Annotated in this window: 21 protein-coding genes; 10 read left to right on the forward strand and 11 right to left on the reverse strand. The window is 64.9% G+C overall.

Annotated elements, in window-relative coordinates:
- Positions 1 to 195: 195 nt before the first annotated feature.
- The 10 genes from AC1DS5_RS23135 to hutC all read right to left on the reverse strand — a co-directional run bounded on the left by AC1DS5_RS23135 (position 196) and on the right by hutC (position 9,143).
- On the reverse strand, positions 196 to 477 hold the full coding sequence (locus AC1DS5_RS23135) for a hypothetical protein (protein ID WP_477720600.1): 282 nt from the start codon (positions 475 to 477) through the stop codon (positions 196 to 198).
- Positions 474 to 2,864: a heavy metal translocating P-type ATPase gene (locus AC1DS5_RS23140; protein ID WP_477720601.1), complete on the reverse strand. Its 2,391-nt coding sequence runs from the start codon at positions 2,862 to 2,864 to the stop codon at positions 474 to 476. The genes AC1DS5_RS23135 and AC1DS5_RS23140 overlap by 4 nt, the downstream gene beginning before the upstream one ends.
- 245 nt (positions 2,865 to 3,109) lie before the next feature.
- On the reverse strand, positions 3,110 to 3,583 hold the full coding sequence (locus AC1DS5_RS23145) for a hypothetical protein (RefSeq protein ID WP_477720602.1): 474 nt from the start codon (positions 3,581 to 3,583) through the stop codon (positions 3,110 to 3,112).
- An 85-nt stretch (positions 3,584 to 3,668) separates the two neighbouring features.
- Positions 3,669 to 4,019 carry a chaperone modulator CbpM gene (locus AC1DS5_RS23150; protein WP_477720603.1) on the reverse strand — a complete coding sequence of 117 codons (351 nt, stop codon included), beginning with the start codon at positions 4,017 to 4,019 and terminating at the stop codon, positions 3,669 to 3,671.
- Positions 4,016 to 4,930 carry a DnaJ C-terminal domain-containing protein gene (locus AC1DS5_RS23155; RefSeq protein ID WP_477720604.1) on the reverse strand — a complete coding sequence of 305 codons (915 nt, stop codon included), beginning with the start codon at positions 4,928 to 4,930 and terminating at the stop codon, positions 4,016 to 4,018. The genes AC1DS5_RS23150 and AC1DS5_RS23155 overlap by 4 nt, the downstream gene beginning before the upstream one ends.
- A 13-nt stretch (positions 4,931 to 4,943) precedes the next feature.
- Entirely contained in the window at positions 4,944 to 5,762 is an 819-nt protein-coding gene (locus tag AC1DS5_RS23160; RefSeq protein ID WP_477720605.1) for a helix-turn-helix domain-containing protein, read from the reverse strand.
- A gap of 24 nt (positions 5,763 to 5,786) precedes the next feature.
- Positions 5,787 to 6,176, reverse strand: a complete 390-nt coding sequence (locus tag AC1DS5_RS23165; RefSeq protein WP_477720606.1) for a response regulator — start codon at positions 6,174 to 6,176, stop codon at positions 5,787 to 5,789.
- Between the two features lie 210 nt (positions 6,177 to 6,386).
- The gene (locus tag AC1DS5_RS23170; RefSeq protein WP_477720607.1) at positions 6,387 to 7,226 is read right to left on the reverse strand and encodes a universal stress protein; all 840 of its coding nucleotides are present in this window, start codon (positions 7,224 to 7,226) and stop codon (positions 6,387 to 6,389) included.
- Between the two features lie 222 nt (positions 7,227 to 7,448).
- On the reverse strand, positions 7,449 to 8,306 hold the full coding sequence (hutG, locus tag AC1DS5_RS23175) for an N-formylglutamate deformylase (protein WP_477720608.1): 858 nt from the start codon (positions 8,304 to 8,306) through the stop codon (positions 7,449 to 7,451).
- 126 nt (positions 8,307 to 8,432) lie between these two features.
- On the reverse strand, positions 8,433 to 9,143 hold the full coding sequence (gene hutC / locus AC1DS5_RS23180) for a histidine utilization repressor (protein ID WP_477720609.1): 711 nt from the start codon (positions 9,141 to 9,143) through the stop codon (positions 8,433 to 8,435).
- Between the two features lie 174 nt (positions 9,144 to 9,317).
- On the opposite strand from hutC, the gene hutU reads away from it, so the two are divergent.
- Genes hutU through hutH form a run of 5 tightly spaced genes read left to right on the forward strand, consistent with a single transcriptional unit; the run spans position 9,318 to position 15,662 of the window.
- Positions 9,318 to 11,036 carry a urocanate hydratase gene (gene hutU, locus AC1DS5_RS23185; RefSeq protein WP_477720610.1) on the forward strand — a complete coding sequence of 573 codons (1,719 nt, stop codon included), beginning with the start codon at positions 9,318 to 9,320 and terminating at the stop codon, positions 11,034 to 11,036.
- Positions 11,037 to 11,039: 3 nt separating this feature from the next.
- Positions 11,040 to 12,065 (forward strand): ornithine cyclodeaminase family protein, encoded by a 1,026-nt coding sequence (locus tag AC1DS5_RS23190; protein ID WP_477720611.1) that lies wholly within the window; start codon positions 11,040 to 11,042, stop codon positions 12,063 to 12,065.
- A 56-nt stretch (positions 12,066 to 12,121) separates the two neighbouring features.
- Positions 12,122 to 12,958 carry a phosphate/phosphite/phosphonate ABC transporter substrate-binding protein gene (locus tag AC1DS5_RS23195; protein WP_477720612.1) on the forward strand — a complete coding sequence of 279 codons (837 nt, stop codon included), beginning with the start codon at positions 12,122 to 12,124 and terminating at the stop codon, positions 12,956 to 12,958.
- The gene (locus AC1DS5_RS23200; RefSeq protein WP_477720613.1) at positions 12,958 to 13,968 is read left to right on the forward strand and encodes a Bug family tripartite tricarboxylate transporter substrate binding protein; all 1,011 of its coding nucleotides are present in this window, start codon (positions 12,958 to 12,960) and stop codon (positions 13,966 to 13,968) included. The genes AC1DS5_RS23195 and AC1DS5_RS23200 overlap by 1 nt, the downstream gene beginning before the upstream one ends.
- Positions 13,969 to 14,027: 59 nt before the next feature.
- Positions 14,028 to 15,662: a histidine ammonia-lyase gene (hutH, locus tag AC1DS5_RS23205; RefSeq protein ID WP_477720614.1), complete on the forward strand. Its 1,635-nt coding sequence runs from the start codon at positions 14,028 to 14,030 to the stop codon at positions 15,660 to 15,662.
- A 56-nt stretch (positions 15,663 to 15,718) separates the two neighbouring features.
- Here the strand turns inward: hutH and AC1DS5_RS23210 are convergent, their stop codons facing one another.
- Positions 15,719 to 16,741, reverse strand: coding sequence for a YeiH family protein (locus AC1DS5_RS23210; RefSeq protein ID WP_477720615.1), 1,023 nt, complete (start codon positions 16,739 to 16,741; stop codon positions 15,719 to 15,721).
- Between the two features lie 305 nt (positions 16,742 to 17,046).
- Here AC1DS5_RS23210 and AC1DS5_RS23215 point away from each other — a divergent pair, with 305 nt between their 5' ends.
- The 5 genes from AC1DS5_RS23215 to AC1DS5_RS23235 are packed head-to-tail and all read left to right on the forward strand — an operon-like array spanning position 17,047 to position 21,731.
- Positions 17,047 to 17,928, forward strand: coding sequence for a glycine betaine ABC transporter substrate-binding protein (locus AC1DS5_RS23215; RefSeq protein ID WP_477720616.1), 882 nt, complete (start codon positions 17,047 to 17,049; stop codon positions 17,926 to 17,928).
- Positions 17,929 to 17,969: 41 nt separating this feature from the next.
- On the forward strand, positions 17,970 to 19,490 hold the full coding sequence (locus AC1DS5_RS23220; protein WP_477720617.1) for an HAL/PAL/TAL family ammonia-lyase: 1,521 nt from the start codon (positions 17,970 to 17,972) through the stop codon (positions 19,488 to 19,490).
- A 7-nt stretch (positions 19,491 to 19,497) separates the two neighbouring features.
- The gene (locus AC1DS5_RS23225; RefSeq protein ID WP_011482108.1) at positions 19,498 to 20,121 is read left to right on the forward strand and encodes an ABC transporter permease; all 624 of its coding nucleotides are present in this window, start codon (positions 19,498 to 19,500) and stop codon (positions 20,119 to 20,121) included.
- A 15-nt stretch (positions 20,122 to 20,136) separates the two neighbouring features.
- A complete protein-coding gene (locus AC1DS5_RS23230; protein ID WP_011482107.1) occupies positions 20,137 to 20,778 on the forward strand; it encodes an ABC transporter permease in 642 nt (213 codons plus the stop codon).
- On the forward strand, positions 20,775 to 21,731 hold the full coding sequence (locus AC1DS5_RS23235) for an ABC transporter ATP-binding protein (RefSeq protein WP_477720618.1): 957 nt from the start codon (positions 20,775 to 20,777) through the stop codon (positions 21,729 to 21,731). The genes AC1DS5_RS23230 and AC1DS5_RS23235 overlap by 4 nt, the downstream gene beginning before the upstream one ends.
- Positions 21,732 to 21,752: the final 21 nt, after the last annotated feature.

Genomic DNA, 21,752 nt, shown 5'->3' on the forward strand with positions numbered 1-21,752 from the left:
CAACTCCGGACTCGTCAGAACGTTGAAGAATTCCACCGCCTGGGTCGATCTCGCCCGGCGTCCAATGCTGCTGCAACGTTGATGCAAGACGCTTTGGGCATTACGATCCATGGTGGCTGGCCTTTGGGAAGATGGTTTGGGTGCTTCGTAAACAACCATCCTATCGACCCTTTGGTCAGCCATCTCCCTTTGCTTTCAAGCACTTACGCACGTCGCCGAAGGCCAACCTGCCAAAGTAAGTGCCATTCCACTTAGGGCAATGCCCAGGACCCGTCCTTCCAGGCGTATCCATGAGCCGACAGCCTGGCCCTGCTGGCTGTCGGTCGCGATTTTCATCGCGGAGCCGGCCATCATCAGCGACGGCTTTTCCATGTGCGCGGCCAGCCGCCGGTGATCATCCAGAAAGGCAAACAGGTCCTGGGGGCTGGCCGGGATACCGGCCGTCGCCTCCCGATGGAACTGAAAGCGTGGACTCACAGCCGGCTCCGTCGCAGGCGCAGGGCGTTGCCGATCACCGACACCGAGCTGAAGCTCATAGCCAGCGCGGCGATCATCGGCGACAGCAGCCAGCCGGTCAGCGGGTACAGCACACCGGCCGCGATGGGAATGCCCGCCGCGTTGTACAGGAAGGCAAACATCAGGTTCTGCTTCATGTTGCCCACCGTGGCTTCCGACAGCGAACGCGCGATGGCGATCCCGCGCAAATCACCCTTGACCAGCGTGACCTGTGCGCTGTTCATCGCCACGTCAGTGCCGGTGCCCATGGCCACGCCAACATCCGCCTGGGCCAGCGCGGGCGCATCGTTGATACCGTCCCCGGCCATCGCCACCACGCGGCCTTCCTTCTGCAGGCGCTCCACCAGCCGTAATTTATCGGCCGGCTTGACCTCTCCATGCACCTCGTCAATGCCCAGGCGCGCGCCGACAGATTTGGCCGTGGTCAGGCCGTCGCCGGTCGCCATCACGATACGCAGGCCGGCCGCTTTCAATGTCACCAAAGCCTCGGGCGTGCTGGACTTGATCGGATCGGAAACAGCCAGCAAGCCGATCAGGCGTCCATCGGCGGCAAGGTGCATCACACTGGCGCCTTCCGCCCGCAGCGCTTCGGCCTGCCATACCAGGCTATCGACCGGAATGCCCATTTGCTGCATCAGGGTGGTATTGCCGAGCGCCATTTGACGCCCTGCCACCTGCCCGCGCACGCCGATTCCGGAGCCGGATTCAAAGTTATCCACCTTGTCCAGCGCCAGGCCACGCTCGCGGGCCGCAGCCACGATGGCGTCGGCCAGCGGGTGCTCGCTGCCCTGGTCCAGGCTCGCCGCGAGGCGCAGCACTTCTTCAGCATCCATTCCGGGGGCAGGGATTGCGCGGTCGAACCGCGGGCGTCCCTCGGTCAGGGTGCCGGTCTTGTCGATGATGAGCGTGTCGATCTTGCGCAGGTTCTCGATGGCCGCCGCATCGCGGAACAGCACGCCCCGCGTCGCGCCAAGACCCGTGGCCACCATGATGGACATCGGCGTGGCCAAACCCAGGGCGCATGGACAGGCGATGATCAACACCGCGACCGCGTTGATCAGGCCGTAGACCCAACGCGGCTCGGGCCCGAACAGCCCCCAGCCGAAGAACGTCAGCAGTGCAACCAGCACCACGGAGACCACGAAATAGCCCGCGACCACGTCGGCCATGCGCTGCATCGGGGCTTTGGAACGCTGGGCCTGCGCGACCATCTGGACGATTTGCGCCAGCATGGTGGCCGCGCCCACCCGCTCGGACCGCATCACCATGGCGCCACTGGTGTTGAGCGTTGCGCCTATGACCTTGTCACCCACGCGCTTGGTGACCGGCAGCGGCTCGCCGGTGAGCATGGACTCGTCCACCGAACTGCCGCCTTCGACCACCACGCCATCGACCGGCACTTTCTCGCCGGGCCGAATGCGCAGCAGGTCGCCGACATGGACGTGATTCAGCGGCACATCCTCCTCGCTGCCGTCGGCCCGGATGCGCCGGGCAGTCTTGGGTGCCAGGCCGAGCAGGGACCTGATCGCGGCCGAGGTTTGCGAGCGGGCCTTGAGCTCCAGCACCTGGCCCAGCAGCGTCAGCGAGATGATCACGGCAGCCGCTTCAAAGTACACGGCGACCCGCCCCATGGACATAAACGAGGCCGGAAACACCTGGGGTGCGACGGTCGCGACCACGCTGTAGACGAAGGCGGCACCGGTGCCCAGGCCGATCAGCGTCCACATGTTGGGGCTGCGATTCACCACCGATTGCCAGCCACGCTGAAAGAACGGCCAGCCGGCCCACAGCACGATGGGCAGAGACAGGACGAGCTCGACCCGGCTTTGCGTAGCCATGTCAAACCAGTTCAGCCTGTGGCCGAACATCGCCATCAGCGTCACGACCGCGGTCAGCGGCAGCGTCCACCAGAAGCGTCGCTGGAAATCGACGAGCTCCGCGTTCTCGCCCTCTTCGAGTTCGGGCAACAGGGGTTCGAGCGTCATGCCGCACTTGGGACAGTTGCCGGGATGGTCCTGACGTATCTCCGGGTGCATCGGGCAGGTGTAAATCGTGCCGGCGGGGGCCGGCGCCTCCTGTTCAGGCGCTGGCTCCGGGGCGACGAATCGAGCCGGGTCCGCACTGAATTTGTTCTTGCAGTGTGCGCTGCAGAAGTAATAGAGCCGTCCATCATGCTCGTGCCAATGGGTGGAGTGCGCAGTGACGGGCATGCCGCAAACCGGGTCTTTCAGGGGTGTTACCCCGGCGGACCCCGCCCCATGCGCATGCGGCACAACAGCTTGCCTGCTCCCTGCCGTTTCAGGACGCATGGGTTCCGGCGAACGCAAGGATTGCGGGTGAGGATTCATGTCAATGCCCGAAATTCATCACATCGCCTGCCAGGTATCCTGATCCAGGATTGTTTTTCGTATTCCTCGGCGCTGATGTCGCCGTTCGCCAGGCGACGGCGCAACACCTCGTAGGGTGTCTTACGCGGCTCCTGGCGTTCGGAAGCAGGCCGATGGTATAGCGCGAATTCCAGAAGCTCGTGATGGCCAATGCAATGCCTGCGCGAAGGGGTGGCAGAGGAGCCTGGCTCATGGTGGCCACGCCTTCATTTGGCGGCCGGCGCAGGCAGGCGATCCATCATCATCTGCATCATGGACTGCATCATGTCCATACGCTTTTCCATCATCTGCTGGCGCTCGTTCATGGTGCCCGCCATGGGTTTCCCGCCCGGCATGCCACCCATGGAGCCCATGCCTGGGCCGCCCATCATGTCCATCGTCGCCATGCCCTCCTGCATGGTCTTCATATGCCCGGCCATCAGCGCGTCGCGCTCTTCCGGCGTTTTCGCGCTGGCCATTTTTTCGTGCATCTCGCGCATGGCTTTCATCTGGCGGTCCATGGCGGCCATGCGATCGGCACCGGCCGGCCCGGCTGCGGGACCTGCCTGCGCCGCAGACGGCTGGTCGGCCACCGCAATGTCCGGGTGATGGTGCGCGTGTTCCGCAGCGGTGTGGGCCCTGGAGCCGACGCAGACTGCAGCCAGGGCGATGCCCAGTACGGTTTGACGAAGGGGTGACATGGTTAACTCCAATCGTGAAAGTCAAGGTGAACAGGCATCAGCCCCTGGGTGGCGACAGGCCGGCAGGCCGGCCCGGCGCTCAATTTCAGGTGTCTGCGCCCTCGCCGGCGTACCGTTCGTGCCCGGGCAACTGGGCCTGCAGCGACCGCACCTGGCGCTCCAGTGCCTCGATGCGATTGAGGTAACCGAAGAGCAGCGCCACGGTGAACAGGTCCAGGTCGAAGTCCATACGCAGCCTGCCGACGCTACGCAGCGGCATGACGTATTCGGCGCTGAAGAGACGCTCCACCCGGTGCTGCTCCAGCGGCCGCAGTGCGCCGTACTCCACCAGTTCGTCCAGTTCAGCCGCACTCAGACCGCAGGCCCGGGACAAGTCGGAGATCGTCACGGTTTCGCGGGCGTCCAGCCAGGTGTATTCAAGCGACTGTGTTTTCATGTTGCTTCTCCTTGTCCACGGCGTCGTGGGTTGAAGTGCGAGCTACGGGCCAACTCCTGGAACAACTCATGCTCCCGCGCGGTCAGGGTGGCGGGTACGTCAACATGGATGACGGCATACAGGTGGCCGCGCCCGCTGCGGCCGTTGGTGAGGCCCCGCCCGCGCAGGCGCAGCTTGCGCCCCGAGCGCGTGCCCGGCGGCACCGTGAGCATCACCGGCCCGTCCAGCGTGGGCACTTCCACATCGGCGCCCAGCGCCGCCTCCCACGGCGCAAGCGCCAGATCGAAGTACAAGTCGTGGTGGTCGGCGCGGAACACCGGATGGGGCGCCAGTGTGATGTGCAAATAAATATCGCCGTCGGCACCGCCATCACGGCCTTTACCGCCCTTGCCACGCAAGCGCAGCTTCTGGCCCTCACTCACCCCGGGCGGAATGGTTACCTCCAGAGTGCGCCCACCGCCCTCATCGTGCGCCAGATCCAGGTTGAGCCGGGTTCCCCGGTGCGCCTCTTCCAGGCCAATGCGCACAACCGTCTCGTAGTCGCGCCCATGCAGGGGCACCGGCCCACGCCGCGAGCCGCGATGCCCGCGGCCCAGCGCAGCCAGCAGGTCGGCCAGGTCGATGTCCTCGAACGACTGTCCGTCCGAGGCGTATTCATGGCTCCATTGCGGTGGCGGCGCAAACTCTTCACCGGCCGGGCGGCGACCGAGCTCGTCGTACGCAGCGCGCTTCTCGGCATCCTTCAGCGTCGCGTACGCCTCGGCCACCTCCTTGAACCGGGCTTCGGTGCCGGGCGCCGTGGAGACATCCGGGTGGTGCTGGCGCGCCAATTTACGGTAGGCCTTCTTGATCTGTTCGGCATCGGCGTCCCGCGGCACACCCAGCGCGGCGTAATAGTCCTTGTATTTCATACCGATGCCGCCTTCAGTGCACGTGCATCTCGAACACGCGCTTCAGGCCGTCCTGGTCTTTGATGCGGATGTGGCGCTTGTCAACTTCAAGCAGGCCCTGCTGCTGGAACGCCGAGAAAGTCCGGCTGACGGTTTCCAGCTTCATGCCCAGGTAGCTGCCGATTTCGGCGCGCGTCATCCGCAGGTGAAATTCGCTGGCCGAGTAGCCGCGGGCTTTCAGGCGCTGCGACAGGTTCAGCAGAAACGCCGCCAGCCGCTCCTCGGCGTTCATGCTGCCGAGCAGCAGCATCAGGCTGTGCTCCCGGATGATTTCAAGGCTCATCAGGCGGCTGACCATGTTTTGCATGGCGGGGTTACCGATGGCCAGCCGGGTCAGTTGCTCATAGGGAATGACGCAGACCTCGGTATCCTCCAGGGCGATAGCGCTGCTGGCGTGCTTGCCGTAGGCCACGCCGTCCAGGCCAATCAGCTCTCCGGCCATGTGAAAGCCACTGATCTGCTCGCGGCCATCGGCCAGCATCAGGCTGGACTTGAAGGTGCCGCTGCGCACCGCATAGATGAACTGGAAATGGTCGCCCTCGTCAAAGAGCGTCTGGCCGGCCTTGACCTTGCGGCGCCCGAACATCAGGCTGTCCAGGCGCTCCGCGTCGCCATCCGTCATGCCGCAGGGCAGGGACAGATCGCACAGGTGGCAGCTGGAACGGGGTGTCCTCAAAGGCGGGGCCTGCACATCCCCCATGGCCTGGCGAATTGGAATGATCCGCAGGGCGCCGGCAGGTGCTTCTTGCGTGCTTGCGGGTGCGGGTACGGGTGCGGGTATGGCGGTTGACATGATTTCCCTCCGGTGAGACGGTTGTCAATGCGCAAGGTGGCGCGATGCATTCGCAACAGCCCGCACAAGTTGATCGAATTCGGTGCTTTTGTCGAGGAAGCGGGCGGCGCCCTCCCGCAGATAGCGCATGCGGTAGGCCGGGGCCGCGTTGTTGCTGAAGACAATGAAAGCGATGTCGGGTGCCGCCTGGCGCACGGCGCGCAACACCTGCAGGCCCGAGCCGCCCTCCAGCTGAACGTCCAGCACCACCACATCCGGCGCCGTGGCCAGAATGCCGTCAATCGATGCCTGCGGCGTCTCGGCCTCACCGACAATGGTCATGTCACTGACGCCGAGCATCGTGGCGACACGACCGCGGATCAGGGCCGAATCGTCGGCCAGAAAAACCTTGACGGAGGAGGGGACATCAGCCATTGAGTCAGTGTGCTCGTGCCTGGGCCGATGCGCCATCGGCCGCGGCTGAATTCACCCGTCGGAAAAATCCGGAACAGCGACGTCCACTGCACCGAGGCCGCCTAGGAATTGTCCGAGCGTGTTCGAGCGGCAGGCAGGCTTGCCCGGGTCTGGGGCTGGCAGAGGGTCGGCACCGGCGCCCTGTGACCCGACGGCGAACCGGGCCGGTGGTCAGTGCGCCATCAGCACCGGCAGGGTCATGGACTGCAAAACTTCCCGCGAGGTGCCTCCCACCAGCCACTCGCGCGCGCGGCTATGGCCGTAACAGCCCATCACCAGCAGGTCAGCTGTGAGGTCGAAGGCGCGTGACAACAGCAGTTCGCCCAGCCGGTCGGGTTCGTCGCCCTGGCGGTGCCAGGTTGCCTCAACGCCATGGCGCTTCAGATAGCCGGCCAGGTCCAGCGCAACGCCACCGACGACGGGCTCATCGGCCGACCAGCTGACCACATGAACACGTTGCGCACTCTGCAGCAGGGGCATGGCCGCGGTGACAGCATGCGCCGCCTCCCGCGTCGGCTTCCAGGCGATCACCACCGCCTCGCCGACAGTCGGCGGCACCACGGCATAGGGCAGGATCAGGGCCGGCCTGCCACTGATCGCCATCACGGTTTCCGCGAAATCGGATGGCACGTCCGAGGACTCGATATCCGAAGGGTCGTGCTGGCCCAGTACCAGCAGGTCGGCATAAAACGCCTGCTGCGCGAAGGCACCGGCCACGGGATAGTCGGTCAGCTCGCCCCAGGAGACCGGTACGCCGGTCGAGGCCAGCGCGCGATCGAAGGCGGTGCGCGCCCTGGCCAGCCGCTCGTCGTCAACCTCGCGCAAGCTGACGGCGGTACCGGGGCCGAGCGTGGGCGCAAACGGCGGCATCGCGAAACTGGGTGTGACCGAATAGAGCGCGGCCACCGCGGCACCGTGCCGCCGCGCGAGCTGGCGTGCGAACTCCAGGCGCGGCGCCGCGCGTCGCGAGGCGTCAAAGTGAACCAGCAATTGCATCAGGGAGGATTTCATGGAAGCACTCCATCGAGAAGTTCCGGTCCCCCCACGATAACGCGCCCAGCACCGGCGCCTGTTGACAATCGTCAATCCCCTTCCCGAAAGTGGGAGCAGAACCCCCCAATGATGAGGGCGCAGCGCCGCGGACCGCCGCGCCCCGGCGTCACGGCATCTGCCCGGTTGCTCCGGGCCGGGCCTGCCGACCTGTAACCAGGCTTGTGCCGGCAAAAATTCGCTTCACTTTTGATGGCCGCTTCGGCAGGCAGAAAGCGCGCTGGAGAGCATATTTTTCAACAGAGGCTGGATGCGGGAAGCCAGCGCCTCGTCGTAGGCGAAGGGCGGCACTTCTTGCATGTACAGGCTCTGGCACATCTCCAGCTGCACGGCGTGCACATCGCTGGACGGCTGGCCATAGTGCCGCGTGATGTAGCCACCCTTGAAGCGGCCGTTGACGGCTGTCGTGATGCCGGAAAGCGCAGCACAGGCCTGTGCGACCGATGCGGTGATGGCTTCATGGGCGCTGGCGCCGTCGGCCGTCCCGATGTTGAGGTCGGGCAGCGTGCCTTCAAACAGCCAGGGAATCTGCGAACGGATGCTGTGGGCGTCCCACAGCAACGCATAGCCGTGCCGGGCCTTGAGGCGGGCCAGCTCGGCGGCCAGGGCCGCATGGTAGGGCTGCCAATAGGCCTCGCGCCGCCTTGCGCGCTCATCGGGGGTGGGCTCGCAACCGGGCTGGTAGAGCGGCGCACCCGAGAAGAACCGGGTGGGGCAGAGTTCGGTGTTGGATGCGCCGGGGTACATCGGGGCGTCATCCGGCGGGCGATTCAGGTCAATCACATAGCGCGAATAGTGCGGCGTCAACACGCTGGCGCCCATCTCCGGCAGGAAGCTGTAAAGCGTCTGCAGGTGCCAGTCGGTGTCTTCCACTTTCAGTGCCTCGGGCATGTAGGCCGCCTGCAGCTCCGGTGGAATGGCCGTGCCGATATGCGGCATGCTCACCAGCAGGGGAACCGTGCCGCGCCGCAAGGTACAGGCCGGGCTCTGATCCCCCTGCCCCACTGGATTCGCCTCGCTTGCCCCGCTGACTTCATTCATCTGATTCACTCCATTCATCTCACTGACTCCATTGATCATTGATATTGACAAGGTCACTCGTCCCGCGCATTTCACTGCTTCCTCTCACTGCTTCCTCAAATACAGTTCGACTTCGCGGCGGCGGTCTCATGCCTGGAACTTTCCGGCAAAGCTGTAGCGCGAACCGGGGTACACCAGCCGTGCCACGCTGGCAATGTGGGCGCCGCTCACGGTGCGGCGCATCATCGCCAGGCAGGCTTCGCCTGGCTTGATGTCGAGGTGCCTGGCCTCCAGTGCTGTCGGCAGGCAGGCTTCAATTGAATAGCTGGCTTCGGTGAGCGGCGCTTCTTCCAGCAGGTGATAGGTGGGCGTCGTCTGCGTGAAGTCGGTCTTCAGGTAGTTGGGTGCCGCCGCCGGGTTGACATAGCGGTCTTCGTACTGGATGGGTACACCGTTTTCCAGATGAATCAATATGGTGTGGAACACACGCCCGCCCGAGCGCAGGCCCAGGGTGCGCGCCACGTCGGCGCTGGCTTTTTCGGACTCCGCCCGCAACACCCGCGAGCTATGGGTGTGGCCCCGCTCAATGACTTCCTCATGAATATCACGAATGGTCAGCGTTGAAGAAATGCGGTGCAGCTCGGCCACAAAGGTTCCCGAGCCCTGGATTCGCGTGACCAGGCCCTCGCCCATGAGCTCGCGCAGCGCACGGTTGACCGTCATGCGGCTGACGCCAAATTGCGCCATCAGCACGGCCTCGCTGGGCACCGGATCACCGGGCCTCCAGGTGCCGGCACTGATGCGCGTTTTGATGAATGCCTTGACCTGCCCATAAGCGGGCAATGGAGTGGTTGCCATTTTTAGCCGGAGTAAGAAAAAACAATTGGCGCCCTCGAAAAGCGCTGCCGCAGGCCGTAGATTACTCCAGTTGACACAAGTTGTATAGACAACTACGATTTAACCAACCAAAGCCTGAAGCCCGGGCCCGAAGCTGCGCCAAAGTTTTTCTTTTTGTTACATGGAGCCTGTCTCATGTCGGATCTCATACCGGATCTTTCCAAAACCCCTTTCCAGGGCAGCCAGGCCCGCCCGGTCCGCGCTCCTCGCGGGAGCGCCCTCACCTGCGCCAACTGGCAGATCGAAGCGGCTTACCGCATGATCCAGAACAATCTGGACCCGGAAGTCGCGGAAAACCCCGACGAGCTGGTGGTGTACGGCGGCATTGGCAAGGCGGCGCGCAACTGGCCGGCGTTTGACGCCATCCTGGACTCGCTGCGCAAGCTCAAGGCAGACGAGACACTGCTGGTGCAGTCCGGCAAGCCGGTCGGCGTGTTCCGCACCCATGCGGGCGCGCCGCGCGTCCTCATCGCCAATTCCAACCTGGTGCCCAGATGGGCCACCTGGGAACACTTCAATGAACTCGACCGCGCCGGCCTCATGATGTACGGCCAGATGACGGCCGGCAGCTGGATCTACATCGGCACGCAGGGCATCGTGCAGGGCACGTATGAGACCTTTGTGGAAGCGGGCCGCCAGCACTTCAATGGCGACCTGGCGGGCCGCTGGGTTCTGACGGCGGGGCTGGGGGGCATGGGTGGCGCGCAGCCGCTGGCGGCCACCTTTGCCGGCGCCTGCTCCCTCAACATCGAATGCCAGCAGTCGCGCATCGATTTTCGCTTGAGGACGCGCTATGTGGACAAGCAGGCCGCCAGCCTCGACGAAGCGCTGGAGCTGATCCGGCACCACACGTCGCGCCGGGAGGCTGTCTCCATTGCGCTGTGCGGCAATGCGGCCGAGATCGTGCCGGAACTGGTCAGGCGCGCGCAGGCCGGCGGCATCCGCCCCGACATCGTGACCGACCAGACCTCGGCCCACGACATCATCAATGGCTACCTGCCGGCGGGCTGGACGGTGGCCCGCTGGCAGGCCGCGCAAAAGGACCCGGCGCAGCATGCCGCGCTGACGCAGGCCGCAGGGCAATCCTGCGCGGTGCACGTCAAGGCCATGCTGGCTTTCCATGAGATGGGCATTCCCACCGTGGACTACGGCAACAACCTGCGCCAGGTCGCCAAGGACTTCGGCGTGGCCAATGCCTTTGACTACCCCGGCTTTGTGCCCGCCTATATCCGGCCGCTGTTTTGCCGCGGCGTCGGGCCCTTCCGCTGGGTGGCGCTGTCGGGCGATCCGGAAGACATCCGCAAGACCGACGCGAAGATGAAAGAACTGTTCCCCGACAACAAGCCCCTGCACCGCTGGCTTGACATGGCCGAAGAGCGCATCAGCTTCCAGGGCCTGCCGGCGCGGATTTGCTGGATTGGCCTGGGCGAGCGCCACCGGGCGGGCCTGGCCTTCAACGAGATGGTGCAAAGCGGCGAGCTGAAGGCGCCCATCGTCATCGGCCGCGACCACCTCGACAGCGGTTCCGTCGCCTCGCCGAATCGCGAAACCGAGGCCATGCAGGACGGCAGCGATGCCGTGAGCGACTGGCCGCTGCTCAATGCCCTGCTCAACACGGCCAGCGGCGCCACCTGGGTCAGCCTGCACCACGGCGGCGGCGTGGGCATGGGTTACTCGCAGCACGCGGGCGTGGTCATTGTGTGTGACGGTACCCTTGAGACGGCCGAACGCATCGAGCGCGTGCTGTTCAATGACCCCGCCACCGGCGTCATGCGCCATGCGGATGCGGGCTACGAGATCGCCCGCCAGAGCGCCCGAGACAACCACCTGAACCTGCCCATGATGGGAGCCTGAAGCATGTCCGACAATAACGTTGACGATACGGTCGAAATCTACCTGACCTACCTGAACCACCCTGACGTGCAGGCACTGGCCCTGACCGATGCCGAAATCATCGGCGCCGTGGAGCAGGCGCTGCATGCGCAAGGCCTGCAGCAAACCACCATCGAGCCGCGCATGCACCTGGTGCCGGAAAAGGATTACCCGGGCCACTTCAATGTGCTGCGCGGCTACATCCGCCCGCTGGGCCTGGCCGGCGTGAAAGTGGTGGGCGACTTTTACCGCAACTATGAAATCGGCCTGCCGTCGGAGCTGGCGGTGCTCAACCTGTTCAACCCGAAAAACGGCTCGCCGATCGCCATCATCGACGCCTCCGACATCACCGACATGCGCACCGGCGCCATCACCGCGCTGGGTGCAAAACACCTGGCGCGCAAGGACTCTAAAGTGCTGGGCCACATCGGCGCGCGCGGCACGTCGTACTGGAATGTCCGCCTGCTCGACTCGATCTACCACTTTGACGAAATCCGCGTTCACTCGCGCCGGCCCGACAGCCGCAATGCCTTTGCCGCGCGGCTTGAAAAAGACCTGGGCAAGAAAATCACGGTGACGCAAGACTGGGAGTCCTGCGTGCGCGGGGCCGACATCGTGGTGGAGGCTTCGCGACTGGAAAAACCCGAACCGATGCTCAAGACCGAATGGATCAAGAAGGGCGCCTGCGTGATTCCCTACGGCACCATGAGCGCGGTGGAGCTGTCGCTCACCGACATCATGGACAAGATGGTGATGGACGACTGGGGCCAGGCCAAGGCCGGGCCTTTTGGCGCCCTGCGCGCCCACGTGGACAGCGGCAAGCTGTCGGAAAAGACGCTGCATGCCGAACTGGGGCAAATCGTCGCGGGCCTCAAACCCGGCCGCCAGAGCGATGAGGAGACCAATCTCTTCTGGCACCGCGGCCTGTCGCTGTCGGACATCGCCCTCGGCGCGTTCATGCTGGAAAAGGCCAAGCGCATGAACCTCGGGCAACAGCTGCGCTTTCGCTGAATCCCAAAACACCTACAACACCGGCATCCCAACATACCGTCAATCTCCACGCCGCCATGAACGCCATCAGCACATCACCCGTCGCCTCCCTGCCGGTGGCCAACGCCCGCATGTACTCGGCGACCCCATCGGTCAAGGCCGACTGGAAGCAGTTGCTGGACTGGGTGCTGGCCCGCGCCGGCCTGCCGTGGGACGTGATCGACTACGACGCGCCGGCGCCCCTGTCGGCGCTGTGGGCCCGCGATGACCTGGGCCTGGCGATGATGTGCGGCCTACCCTTTGCGCAACGCGCAGTCCGGCCCACGCTGGTCGCGGCACCGCTGCCGTCACCGGCCCGTTACGGCGGCCAGCCGGTGTATTTCACCGACATCGTGGTGCGCACCGGCGCGCCTTACCGGACGCTCGAAGACACCTTCGGCGGCGTGGTGGGCTACACGCTGGCCGATTCGATGTCGGGCGGCGTGGCCCCGCGCCACTACCTGGAGCGCTACCGCTCGGCCGCACGGCCGCGGCTTTACCGCCAGGCGGTGGGCGAGCTGATTCACGCCCGCGGCGTGATCGAGGCGCTGGCCGAAGGCCGCATCGACGTGGGCCCGCTGGACAGCTACTACCACGATCTGCTGCGGCAGCGGGAGCCGGACTTTGCCGCCCAGGTGCGCACGGTGGCGAGCACCCCGGCCCTGCCGATTCCCCCGCTGGTCGCCACCGCGGCCCTGACCGCAGGCGAACTCGCGCGGCTGCGTGCGGCCCTGCTGGCAACGGCCACCGCACCGGAACTGGCGCCGCTCATGCAGGGCTTGCTGCTGGCGGGCTTTGCGGTGCCCGACCCCGCCGATTACCAGCCCCTCGCGGCCATGGCCGCTGCGGCCGCCATCCCTTTCGAGGAACTCTGATGCGCCGCTTCCACTTTGACTTTCACTTTCGCTTTCCCTTCTTTCTGCCGGCACTGTTCAGTCTGCTGGCCAGCCTGCTGGTGACGGCGACGCCCTTCGGCGCGCTGGCGCAAACCTATCCGTCCCGGCCGCTGCATGTGATCGTGCCCTTTCCACCCGGCGGACCGACCGACGTGCTGGGCCGCGTACTGGCCCAGGGCCTGTCCGAAGCCCTCGGCCAGCCGGCCGTGGTCGACAACAAGGTAGGCGCGGCCGGCAACATTGGCGTCGAGCAGGCGGCCAAGGCCCCGCCTGACGGCCACACGCTGGCGATCGTGCCCCTGGGCAATATCGCGGTCAATCCCACGCTGTTTCCCAACCTGCCCTACAAGGCCTCGGATCTCGCGCCGGTTGCCATGCTGGCCACGGTGGACAACGTGCTGGTGGTGAATGCGGCGGTGCCGGCACGCTCGCTCCGGGAACTGCTGGCCCTGGCCGCACAGAAGCCGGATGCGCTCTCCTTCGCCTCGCCCGGTGCCGGCAGCCAGGCGCACCTGGCGGGCGAGTTGCTCGCGCTGCAGAGTAACGTGCAGCTGCTCCACGTGCCTTACAAGGGCATCGGGCCAGCTCTCAACGACCTGCTCGGCGGCCAGGTGTCGATGATGTTCGCGCAGATGTCCTCGGTGCTGCCCCACATCCAGAGCGGCAAGCTGCGCGCGCTGGGAGTGGCCAGCCTCAAGCGCTCGCCGGTCATGCCTGAAGTCCCGACCCTTGCCGAGCAGGGCCTGGCCCGCTTCGAGGCGGTGTCCTGGTATGCGCTGATGGTGCCCGCCGGCACGCCACGCCCGGTGATTGACCGGCTCAACACGGAAACCGCGCGCCTCCTCGCCCGTCCCGAACTGAAAGACAAGCTGGCCGCGCTGGGCATGACGCCTGGCGCCGGCAAACCGTCGGAACTCGCCGCCACCATTCAGGCCGACACCGTGCGCTGGGCCGAAGTGATCCGGCAAAAGAACATCAAACCCGAATGAGGTAATACCTACACTTCCAGCTGTCACTGCCGCTGTCACTGCTTGCCAACGAGTCACCCATGAACATCCAGCCAGGCTTTTTAACCTTGGCGCAACTGCGCCAGATCCACGCAGGCAGCGAGCCGCTGACGATAGATCCGTCAGCCACCGCCGGCATTCGTGCCAGCGCCCAGCTCGTCCGGCAGGCCGCGCAGGGCGGCGCCGCCGTCTATGGTGTGAACACCGGTTTCGGCAAGCTGGCCAACCAGCGCATCGCCCAGGTCGACCTGAATACCCTGCAGCTCAACCTGTTGCGTTCGCATGCCGTCGGTGTGGGCGAACCCATGCCGGAGCGGGTGGTGCGGCTGGTGCTGCTGCTCAAGGCTGCCAGCCTGGCGCGCGGCTTTTCGGGCGTGCGTGAATGTGTCATCGACCTGCTGCTGGCCTTGTACAACCACGGCTTGACGCCGGTGATTCCCTGCCAGGGATCGGTCGGCGCCTCCGGCGACCTTGCGCCGCTGGCGCATTTGTGCCTGCCGCTGATTGGCGAAGGCGAGGTGTTTTATCGCGGCGAGCGCCTGCCCGCCGCAAACGCGCTGCAACATGCCTCGCTGGCGCCGATACAGTTGTCGGCCAAGGAAGGGCTGGCCCTGATCAATGGCACGCAGGTCTCCACCGCGCTGGCGCTGGATGCCCTGCTGGCGACCGAGCGCCTGTTCGAAGCCGCCGTGATTTCCGGGGCTGTCACGCTCGACGCCGCACGCGGTAGCGACGGGCCGTTTGATCCCCGCATTCACGCCGTGCGCGGCCAGCCCGGACAGATCGACTGTGCCGCCGCCTACCGCGCGCTGATGGTCGGCAGCGAGATCCGCCGCTCCCACCTGGAGGGCGACGACCGCGTGCAGGACCCGTACTGCCTGCGCTGCCAGCCTCAGGTCATGGGCGCCTGCCTGGATCAGATGCGCTATGCCTCGCAGGTGCTGATGCGTGAAGCCAATGCCGTCACCGACAACCCGCTGGTGTTCGCATCCACCCGGGAAGTTGCATTGCAAGCAGGGGCCGGGGAACCGGCTTTGCCGGGCCACAGGAGCCGCCCCCTTGAGGGAGAGATGGCCGCAGGCCACGTCGGGGGGGAGCTTTTATCCGGCGGCAATTTTCATGCGGAACCGGTGGCGCTGGCTGCCGATGCGCTGGCCGTGGTCATCGCGGAAATCGGCGCCATCACCGAGCGGCGCATTGCCATGCTGGTCGATACGGTGGCGTCTCGCCTGCCGGCCTTTCTCACGCCCGAGCCCGGGTTGAATTCGGGTTTCATGATCGTGCACGTGACCGCCGCCGCGCTGGCGTCAGAAAACAAATCGCTGGCCCATCCAGCGAGTGTGGACAGCCTGCCCACCTCGGCCAACCAGGAAGACCACGTGAGCATGGCGACCTTTGCGGCCCGCCGGCTTCAGCCCATGCTGCGCAACACGGAGTACATCGTGGCCATTGAGTTGCTGACGGCGGCGCAGGGGATTGAATTTCTGCGGCCGCTGAAAAGCGCCGCTGCACTGGAAGGCGTGCTGCAACTGGTGCGTTCAGTATCGCCGGCCATGATGCACGACCGCAGCCTGGCGCCTGACATCGGTGCGGTGCACCAGTTGGTGGCACAGGGGCGTATCGGCCTGGCGGGAGAGGCGAAAATTACCGAGCTGACCGCCTTGCGTCTGGTGTAAAGCCGCGGATAAGCCACGGATAAGCCGCGGACCTCATCCGGCAGGCAGCCCCGCAGCTACAGGCCCAGCCGCAGCGTCACAATGGCGGCCAGCACCAGCGAGGCGATGAACACCGTCTCACCCACCAGCATGGCAACCGGTTGCCAGCCGAGTTTGAGCAGGTCTTCAAAGCTCGTCTTGATACCCGCCGCCGCAATGGCCGTGACCAGCAGCCAGCGCGAGGTGCTGCTCGCCAGTTGCGTCATGTCGGGTGTGAATGTGCCGATGCTGGCCAGCAGCACCAGCACAATGAAGGCGAGCAGGAAGCCCGGAACCAGCGGCACTTCATCATCGGTCGCCTTGGTATCCGGATGGTTTCGGTAGCTGATGGCGACGAACACCACAATGGGCATCAGCAGCATGACGCGAAACAGCTTCACCACGGTGGCGGTGTCGCCCACTGCGGGGCCCAGCATCATGCCGGCAGCCACCACCTGCGCCACATCATGGATGGTGCCACCCAGGAAAATACCCGCCTGCTCAGGGGGAAGGCCGATGGCCTTGAGCGCGAAGGGGTAGATCACCATGCTCAGGGTGGACAGCACCGTCACGCCCACCACCGCCAGCAGCGTGAAGCGTTCGTTCTCCCTGGTTTGCGGCAGGACGGACGACAGGGCCAGCACCGCCGATGCGCCGCAGATGGCCACGGCGCCGCCGGAGAGCAGGCCCTCCTCGCGGGGACGTTTCAACCACCGGGCCAGCAGCAATCCAAAAAAAATCGTCAGCGCCACCCCCACCGCGATGACCACCGCAGATTCGAGGCCTAGCTTGGCGACCTGGGTCAAGGTAATGCGCACGCCGAGCAGCGCCACGCCGATACGCAGCAGGCTTCGGCCACAAAAGTCAACGCCTGGCCTGACGCGGGGATTGCTGCACAGAAAATGAAATGCCAGACCGATCAGCAAGGCATACAGCAGTTGCGGCCCGCCGTAATGCTCAGATAAGAACGTGGCCGCCAGGGCGATGACCACGCACACCAGGGTGCCAGGAAGTCGGAGGGTCAGGGAGGCAAAAAGTGAAGACGGTGAGGAAAAAGGCACTTGCTGGAGTCCGTTTTGAGGTCTGGCATGTCTGCGAAAAAACGGCTGTTGCAGAGTGATTTTTCGTCTTGCACAGGCAATTTTCGTATGCTACTATTATTCTCTTGTATATACAAGTTGGCGCGCCGGAATGGGTGATTTTCAGGGGCGCAGGAGCGCCGGGATTCCAGGCACGATTCAGGAAAAACAGTTAATGTCCGCTGTCACTGCCGCAATATCTGACGCTATTCTTCTCACTATTCCTCCGATATTCATCCCGATATTCCTCTCACCATTCCTGTCGCCATCCTCAAACGGAGATCATCATGAAGATTCGCAAATTTCTGGCCTTTTGGGCGCTGGCCTTCGCCGCCGTGGTGCCCCTTGCTTCGCAGGCCCAGCAAGTGGTCCGCGTGGGCTCCAAGAATTTCACCGAGCAGTTTGTGCTCGCAGAAATTTACGCCCAGGCCCTGGAAGCCGCAGGCATCAAGACCGAGAAAAAGCTCAATCTGGGTGGCACGCTGATTGCGCAAAAGGCCATGGAAGAGAAACAGATCGATTTCTACCCCGAGTACACCGGCACCATGCTGCTTGCCGTGCTGAAGCAGGAGCCCATGACGGACCCCAAGGCCGTTTATGACAAGGTGAAAGAGGCCTACGCCAAGATGGGCTTTGCCGTGCTGAACCAGTCCAACCTCAACAACGGGTATGTGATGGTCGTCCGCCCGGAGACCGCACAGAAGTACAAGCTGGAAACCCTCTCGGATCTGGCGAAAGCCGCCAAGGACCTGAAGATCGGCGCCGGCCCTGAATTTCGCGATCGCAAGGACGGGCTGCCTGGCCTGAAAGCCAAATACGACATGGTGTTCGGGGAAGACCTGCAGATGGCCATTGGCCTGCGCTACCAGGCGCTCAAGAACGATCAGATCCAGGTGGTGAACGGCTACTCCACAGACGGCATGATCAGCGCCATGAAACTGAAGCGGCTGCGCGACGACAAAAGCCTGTGGCCACCGTATTTCGTGGTGCCTGTCATTCGCCGCGAAGTCCTCGATGCCAACCCCAAAATTGGTGAGGTCCTGAACCGGGTCAGCGCCCTGCTCGACGAAACCACAATGGCCCAGATGAACTACCAGGTCGATGGCGAAAAGCTGGAACCCAAAGATGTGGCACGCGATTTCCTCAAAGCCAAGGGGCTGATCAAGTAAGCCCACAGGTCACAGCATCGGCGAATGAGAGCTGACATTCCATGACGATTGAAGTCGGCGACACCTGGGTGGGCATAGCCGATCTGGTGCGCGTCGCCCGCCAGGGTGAAGCCGTCGCACTGGCCTCCGCAGCCCGGGCGCGGGTTACCGCGGCGCGCGATGTGGTGGTCCGCCTGGCGGCGTCCGGCGCGCCTGTTTATGGCCTCAATTCCGCGCTGGGCGCCAACACCGGCGCGCTGCTGGCGGAAGATGATCTGGAAGACTATCAGCGACGGGCCGTGCGTGCCCGCGCGGTGGCGGTCGGACCGGCTTATGAGCAGTCCAGCGTTCGCGCCATGCAATTTGCCCGCATCGCCGGCCTGGCGCGCGGCGGCTCCGGCGTGTCACCCGGCGTGCTGGATGCCTGTATTGCGCTGCTGAACCACCGGGTGCACCCAGTGGTGCCACGCTTCGGCTCCATCGGTGTGGCTGACCTGCCCCAGCTGTCACATCTGGCCCTGCCCCTGTTCGGCGAAGGCGAGGCCGAATTTGGCGGCGAGGTGCTCAAGGGCGGCGTCGCCCTGGAGCGCGCCGGGTTGCAGCCCGTCAAGCTCGGCGCCAAGGACGGCCTGGCGCTGATCAGCTCCAACGCCGCCACCACCGCGCGTGCCGCACTGGTGCTGCATGACGCCACTGCCGCACTGGATGCCTGGCTGGCCGCGGTGGCGCTGGGATTCGAGGGCTTTCGGGCCAATCTTTCCCCGCTCCATCCCAGCGCGGTCATGGCCAGGCCTGCGACCGGCCAGGTGGAAGTCGCCAGCCAGCTGCGCGCGCTCCTGAAGGGCAGCGCGCTGCTCGCGCCGGGTGCCGCCCGCCGCGTTCAGGACCCGGTCTCGCTGCGTGTCGTGGCCCAGGTGCATGGCGCCGCCCGGGGCACGATAGCCCTGGCCCGGGAGCAGGTCGAAGTGGAGCTCAACAGCGCCGCCGACAGTCCGCTGGTGCTGGCAGACGACGGCATCATGCTGTCCAACGGAAACTTTCACGTGCCGGCCCTGGCGCTCGCGCTGGATGCCTGCGCGATTGCGCTGGCACAGGCCGCCAGCATGTCTGTGGCCCGCTGCCAGCGCTTCATGTCCCCCGCGCTCACCGGCCTGCCCCTGCAGTTGACACGTCACGGGCCGGCCCATTCCGGCTTCGCCACGGTGCAAAAAACCTTGACCGCCCTGTGGGCCGAGATACGGTTGCGCGCCAACCCCGGCTCGCTTGATTACCTGCCGGTCTCCGAAGGGCTGGAGGATCATGCCTGCATGGCGCTGGGCGTTGCCGAAAAACTGGGCGAACTGCTGGAGCGCGTCCACTACGTCATTGCCATTGAACTCCTGATCGCCGCCCAGGCCGTAGACCTGCGTGAAACCGATCAGGCCGCCATGGGGGAAGGCGCGCGCGCGACCTACCTGCAGCTGCGCGACCTGGTCGCCATGCTGGACGAAGACCGTCCGCTGGGCCCGGACATTGACCGGGTCCAACGCGCCGTAGCCTCGGGCTTGTTCAGTTCATGGGCCGTCAGTCCAGGGGCCGCGTGACACCCCTATGAAATGGTTCCTGCGCAACTGGACTGACATTGTGTATGCCCTGTGGGAACACATTGCCATCTCCCTGACGGCGCTCACGATTGCATTCGCCCTGTCGCTGGTGATTGGCCTCGTGGCCGCCCGGCGCGAACGGCTGTACGGGGCCGTGATGACGGTCTCCGGGATTTTGTACACCATTCCGACACTGGCCTTTCTCGCCTTCCTGATTCCGCTCGTCGGGCTGGGCCGTACCAATGCCATCATCACCATGGTGGCGTTTTCCTTGATGATCCTGATCCGCAGTGTGGCGACGGGCATTCGGGAGGTTCCGGCAGACGTGATCGATGCCGCCCGTGGCATGGGCATGAGCGCGGCCCAGATCATGCGGCGCATCGAATTGCCGCTGGCGTTACCGGTGATCGTGGCGGGTCTGCGCGTATCCGCCGTGACGGTCATCAGCGTGACCGTCGTCGCGGCCTACGTCAACGCAGGCGGGCTGGGCACGCTGATCTTCAACGGCATTGCCAGCGATCACCCCGCAAAAATATGGGCAGGCGCCTTGACCGCGTGCGCCCTGGCGGTCAGCGTCGACCTGCTGCTCGCACTGCTCGAACGGCAGCTTAAACGCCGGCGTGCGGCCTGACCCCCAGGAAAAACAATGCTGGCCGACACCTGGAACTTCCTGGCGACCCATCCGACCCAGTTCTACCGGGCGCTGGGCGTGCACATTGCCCTGTCAGGGTCAGCGCTGTTTTTGGCCGCGCTGATCAGCATACCTGCCGGTATTGCCGTGGCACGGCGTGGCGGCCTGGCGCTGGCCGTGGTCAACGCAGCGAATGTCGGACGCACCCTGCCGTCGCTGGCCGTGCTCGCGCTGGTCATGCCGCTTCTGGGGACCGGCTTTGCGCCTGCGCTGTTCGCCCTGACGCTGATCGCGCTGCCGCCCATCGTGACCCACACCATCGTCGGCATGCGTGGCGTGGACGCCGACGCCGTCGACGCGGCGGTTGGCATGGGCATGACGCGGACCCTGCTGTTGCGGCAGGTCGAGCTGCCGATGGCCCTGCCGGTCATCTTTGCGGGCCTGCGCACCGGCGCGGTGCAGGTGATTTCCGGTGCGGTGCTGGCGGCCTTTATTGGCGGCGGCGGGCTTGGCGACTTCATCACCGCGGGCATTGCCATGATGGCCATCCCCCAACTGCTGGTGGGCGCCATCCCGGTGACCCTGCTGGCGCTGGGCACTGATTTTCTTTTTGGCGCCTTGCAGCGCCGCATGACCCCTCAAGGCCTTCGCGCATGATCACACTCGACCGCCTCACCAAGAGCTTCGGAACCAGCGGCCAGACTGCCGTCGACGGACTGTCGCTCACCATCAATGCGGGCGAAATCTGCGTGCTGATCGGCCCCTCGGGGTGCGGCAAGACCACGACCATGCGCATGATCAACCGCATGGTGGAACCCGATTCGGGGCGGATTGAAGTCGACGGACAGGATGTGACCCGGATAGACGCGGTAGAGTTGCGCCGCTCGATCGGCTATGTGATCCAGCAGGTGGGACTCTTCCCCCACATGACCATCGGCGAGAACGTGGCGACCGTACCGAAAATGCTGGGCTGGGACGCGCCGCGCATAGCCCGGCGTGTGGATGAACTGCTGGCGCTCGTCCACATGGAACCCGGCCTGTACCGGGACCGTTTTCCGCGGGAGCTCTCCGGTGGCCAAAAGCAGCGCGTGGGCGTGGCACGGGCGCTTGCCGCGGACCCGCCGGTGATGCTGATGGACGAGCCCTTCGGGGCCATCGACCCCATCACCCGCGCGAGTCTGCAGGACGAGTTCCTGCGCATCCTGCGCGAACTCGGGAAGACCATTGTCTTTGTCACGCACGACATCGACGAAGCCATCAAAATGGCCACGCGCATCGCCATCCTGCGTGCCGGAAAAGTCGTTCAGTACGACACGCCGGAACGCATCCTGGCGCTTCCTGCAAATTCGTTTGTCCAGGCTTTTGTCGGCGAAGACCGGTCGCTCAAAAGACTGTCACTGCTGACAACCGGGCTGTGCACCGATGCAGGTACACCTGCCAGCAGTGCGCCGCGTGTGCCGGCTGGCGCACCGCTGCGCGATGCCCTGTCTGCAATGCTTGACAGCGGTGCCGATGAGGCCGCGGTTGTCAACGCGGGCGGCGATATCGTGGGCCGCGTGACGCTGGACGCCATTCGCCAGGCGGCGAGCGTGAATGGCGCTGAAACATAGTCTCTGAAATCGGACCCTGCC

The sequence above is a fragment of the Polaromonas sp. P4_H1 genome, assembly GCF_056400945.1.

Coding starts and splice junctions, on each gene's coding strand:
- hutU (WP_477720610.1), top strand. CDS start 9,318: ATGTCGGATCTCATACCGGATCTTTCCAAAACCCCTTTCCAGGGCAGC.
- AC1DS5_RS23235 (WP_477720618.1), top strand. CDS start 20,775: ATGATCACACTCGACCGCCTCACCAAGAGCTTCGGAACCAGCGGCCAG.
- hutG (WP_477720608.1), bottom strand. CDS start 8,306: ATGAATGAAGTCAGCGGGGCAAGCGAGGCGAATCCAGTGGGGCAGGGG.
- hutH (WP_477720614.1), top strand. CDS start 14,028: ATGAACATCCAGCCAGGCTTTTTAACCTTGGCGCAACTGCGCCAGATC.
- AC1DS5_RS23140 (WP_477720601.1), bottom strand. CDS start 2,864: ATGAATCCTCACCCGCAATCCTTGCGTTCGCCGGAACCCATGCGTCCT.
- AC1DS5_RS23200 (WP_477720613.1), top strand. CDS start 12,958: ATGCGCCGCTTCCACTTTGACTTTCACTTTCGCTTTCCCTTCTTTCTG.
- AC1DS5_RS23170 (WP_477720607.1), bottom strand. CDS start 7,226: ATGAAATCCTCCCTGATGCAATTGCTGGTTCACTTTGACGCCTCGCGA.
- AC1DS5_RS23225 (WP_011482108.1), top strand. CDS start 19,498: ATGAAATGGTTCCTGCGCAACTGGACTGACATTGTGTATGCCCTGTGG.
- AC1DS5_RS23150 (WP_477720603.1), bottom strand. CDS start 4,019: ATGAAAACACAGTCGCTTGAATACACCTGGCTGGACGCCCGCGAAACC.
- AC1DS5_RS23230 (WP_011482107.1), top strand. CDS start 20,137: ATGCTGGCCGACACCTGGAACTTCCTGGCGACCCATCCGACCCAGTTC.
- AC1DS5_RS23160 (WP_477720605.1), bottom strand. CDS start 5,762: ATGTCAACCGCCATACCCGCACCCGTACCCGCACCCGCAAGCACGCAA.
- AC1DS5_RS23145 (WP_477720602.1), bottom strand. CDS start 3,583: ATGTCACCCCTTCGTCAAACCGTACTGGGCATCGCCCTGGCTGCAGTC.
- AC1DS5_RS23190 (WP_477720611.1), top strand. CDS start 11,040: ATGTCCGACAATAACGTTGACGATACGGTCGAAATCTACCTGACCTAC.
- AC1DS5_RS23155 (WP_477720604.1), bottom strand. CDS start 4,930: ATGAAATACAAGGACTATTACGCCGCGCTGGGTGTGCCGCGGGACGCC.
- AC1DS5_RS23215 (WP_477720616.1), top strand. CDS start 17,047: ATGAAGATTCGCAAATTTCTGGCCTTTTGGGCGCTGGCCTTCGCCGCC.
- AC1DS5_RS23165 (WP_477720606.1), bottom strand. CDS start 6,176: ATGGCTGATGTCCCCTCCTCCGTCAAGGTTTTTCTGGCCGACGATTCG.
- AC1DS5_RS23195 (WP_477720612.1), top strand. CDS start 12,122: ATGAACGCCATCAGCACATCACCCGTCGCCTCCCTGCCGGTGGCCAAC.
- hutC (WP_477720609.1), bottom strand. CDS start 9,143: ATGGCAACCACTCCATTGCCCGCTTATGGGCAGGTCAAGGCATTCATC.
- AC1DS5_RS23220 (WP_477720617.1), top strand. CDS start 17,970: ATGACGATTGAAGTCGGCGACACCTGGGTGGGCATAGCCGATCTGGTG.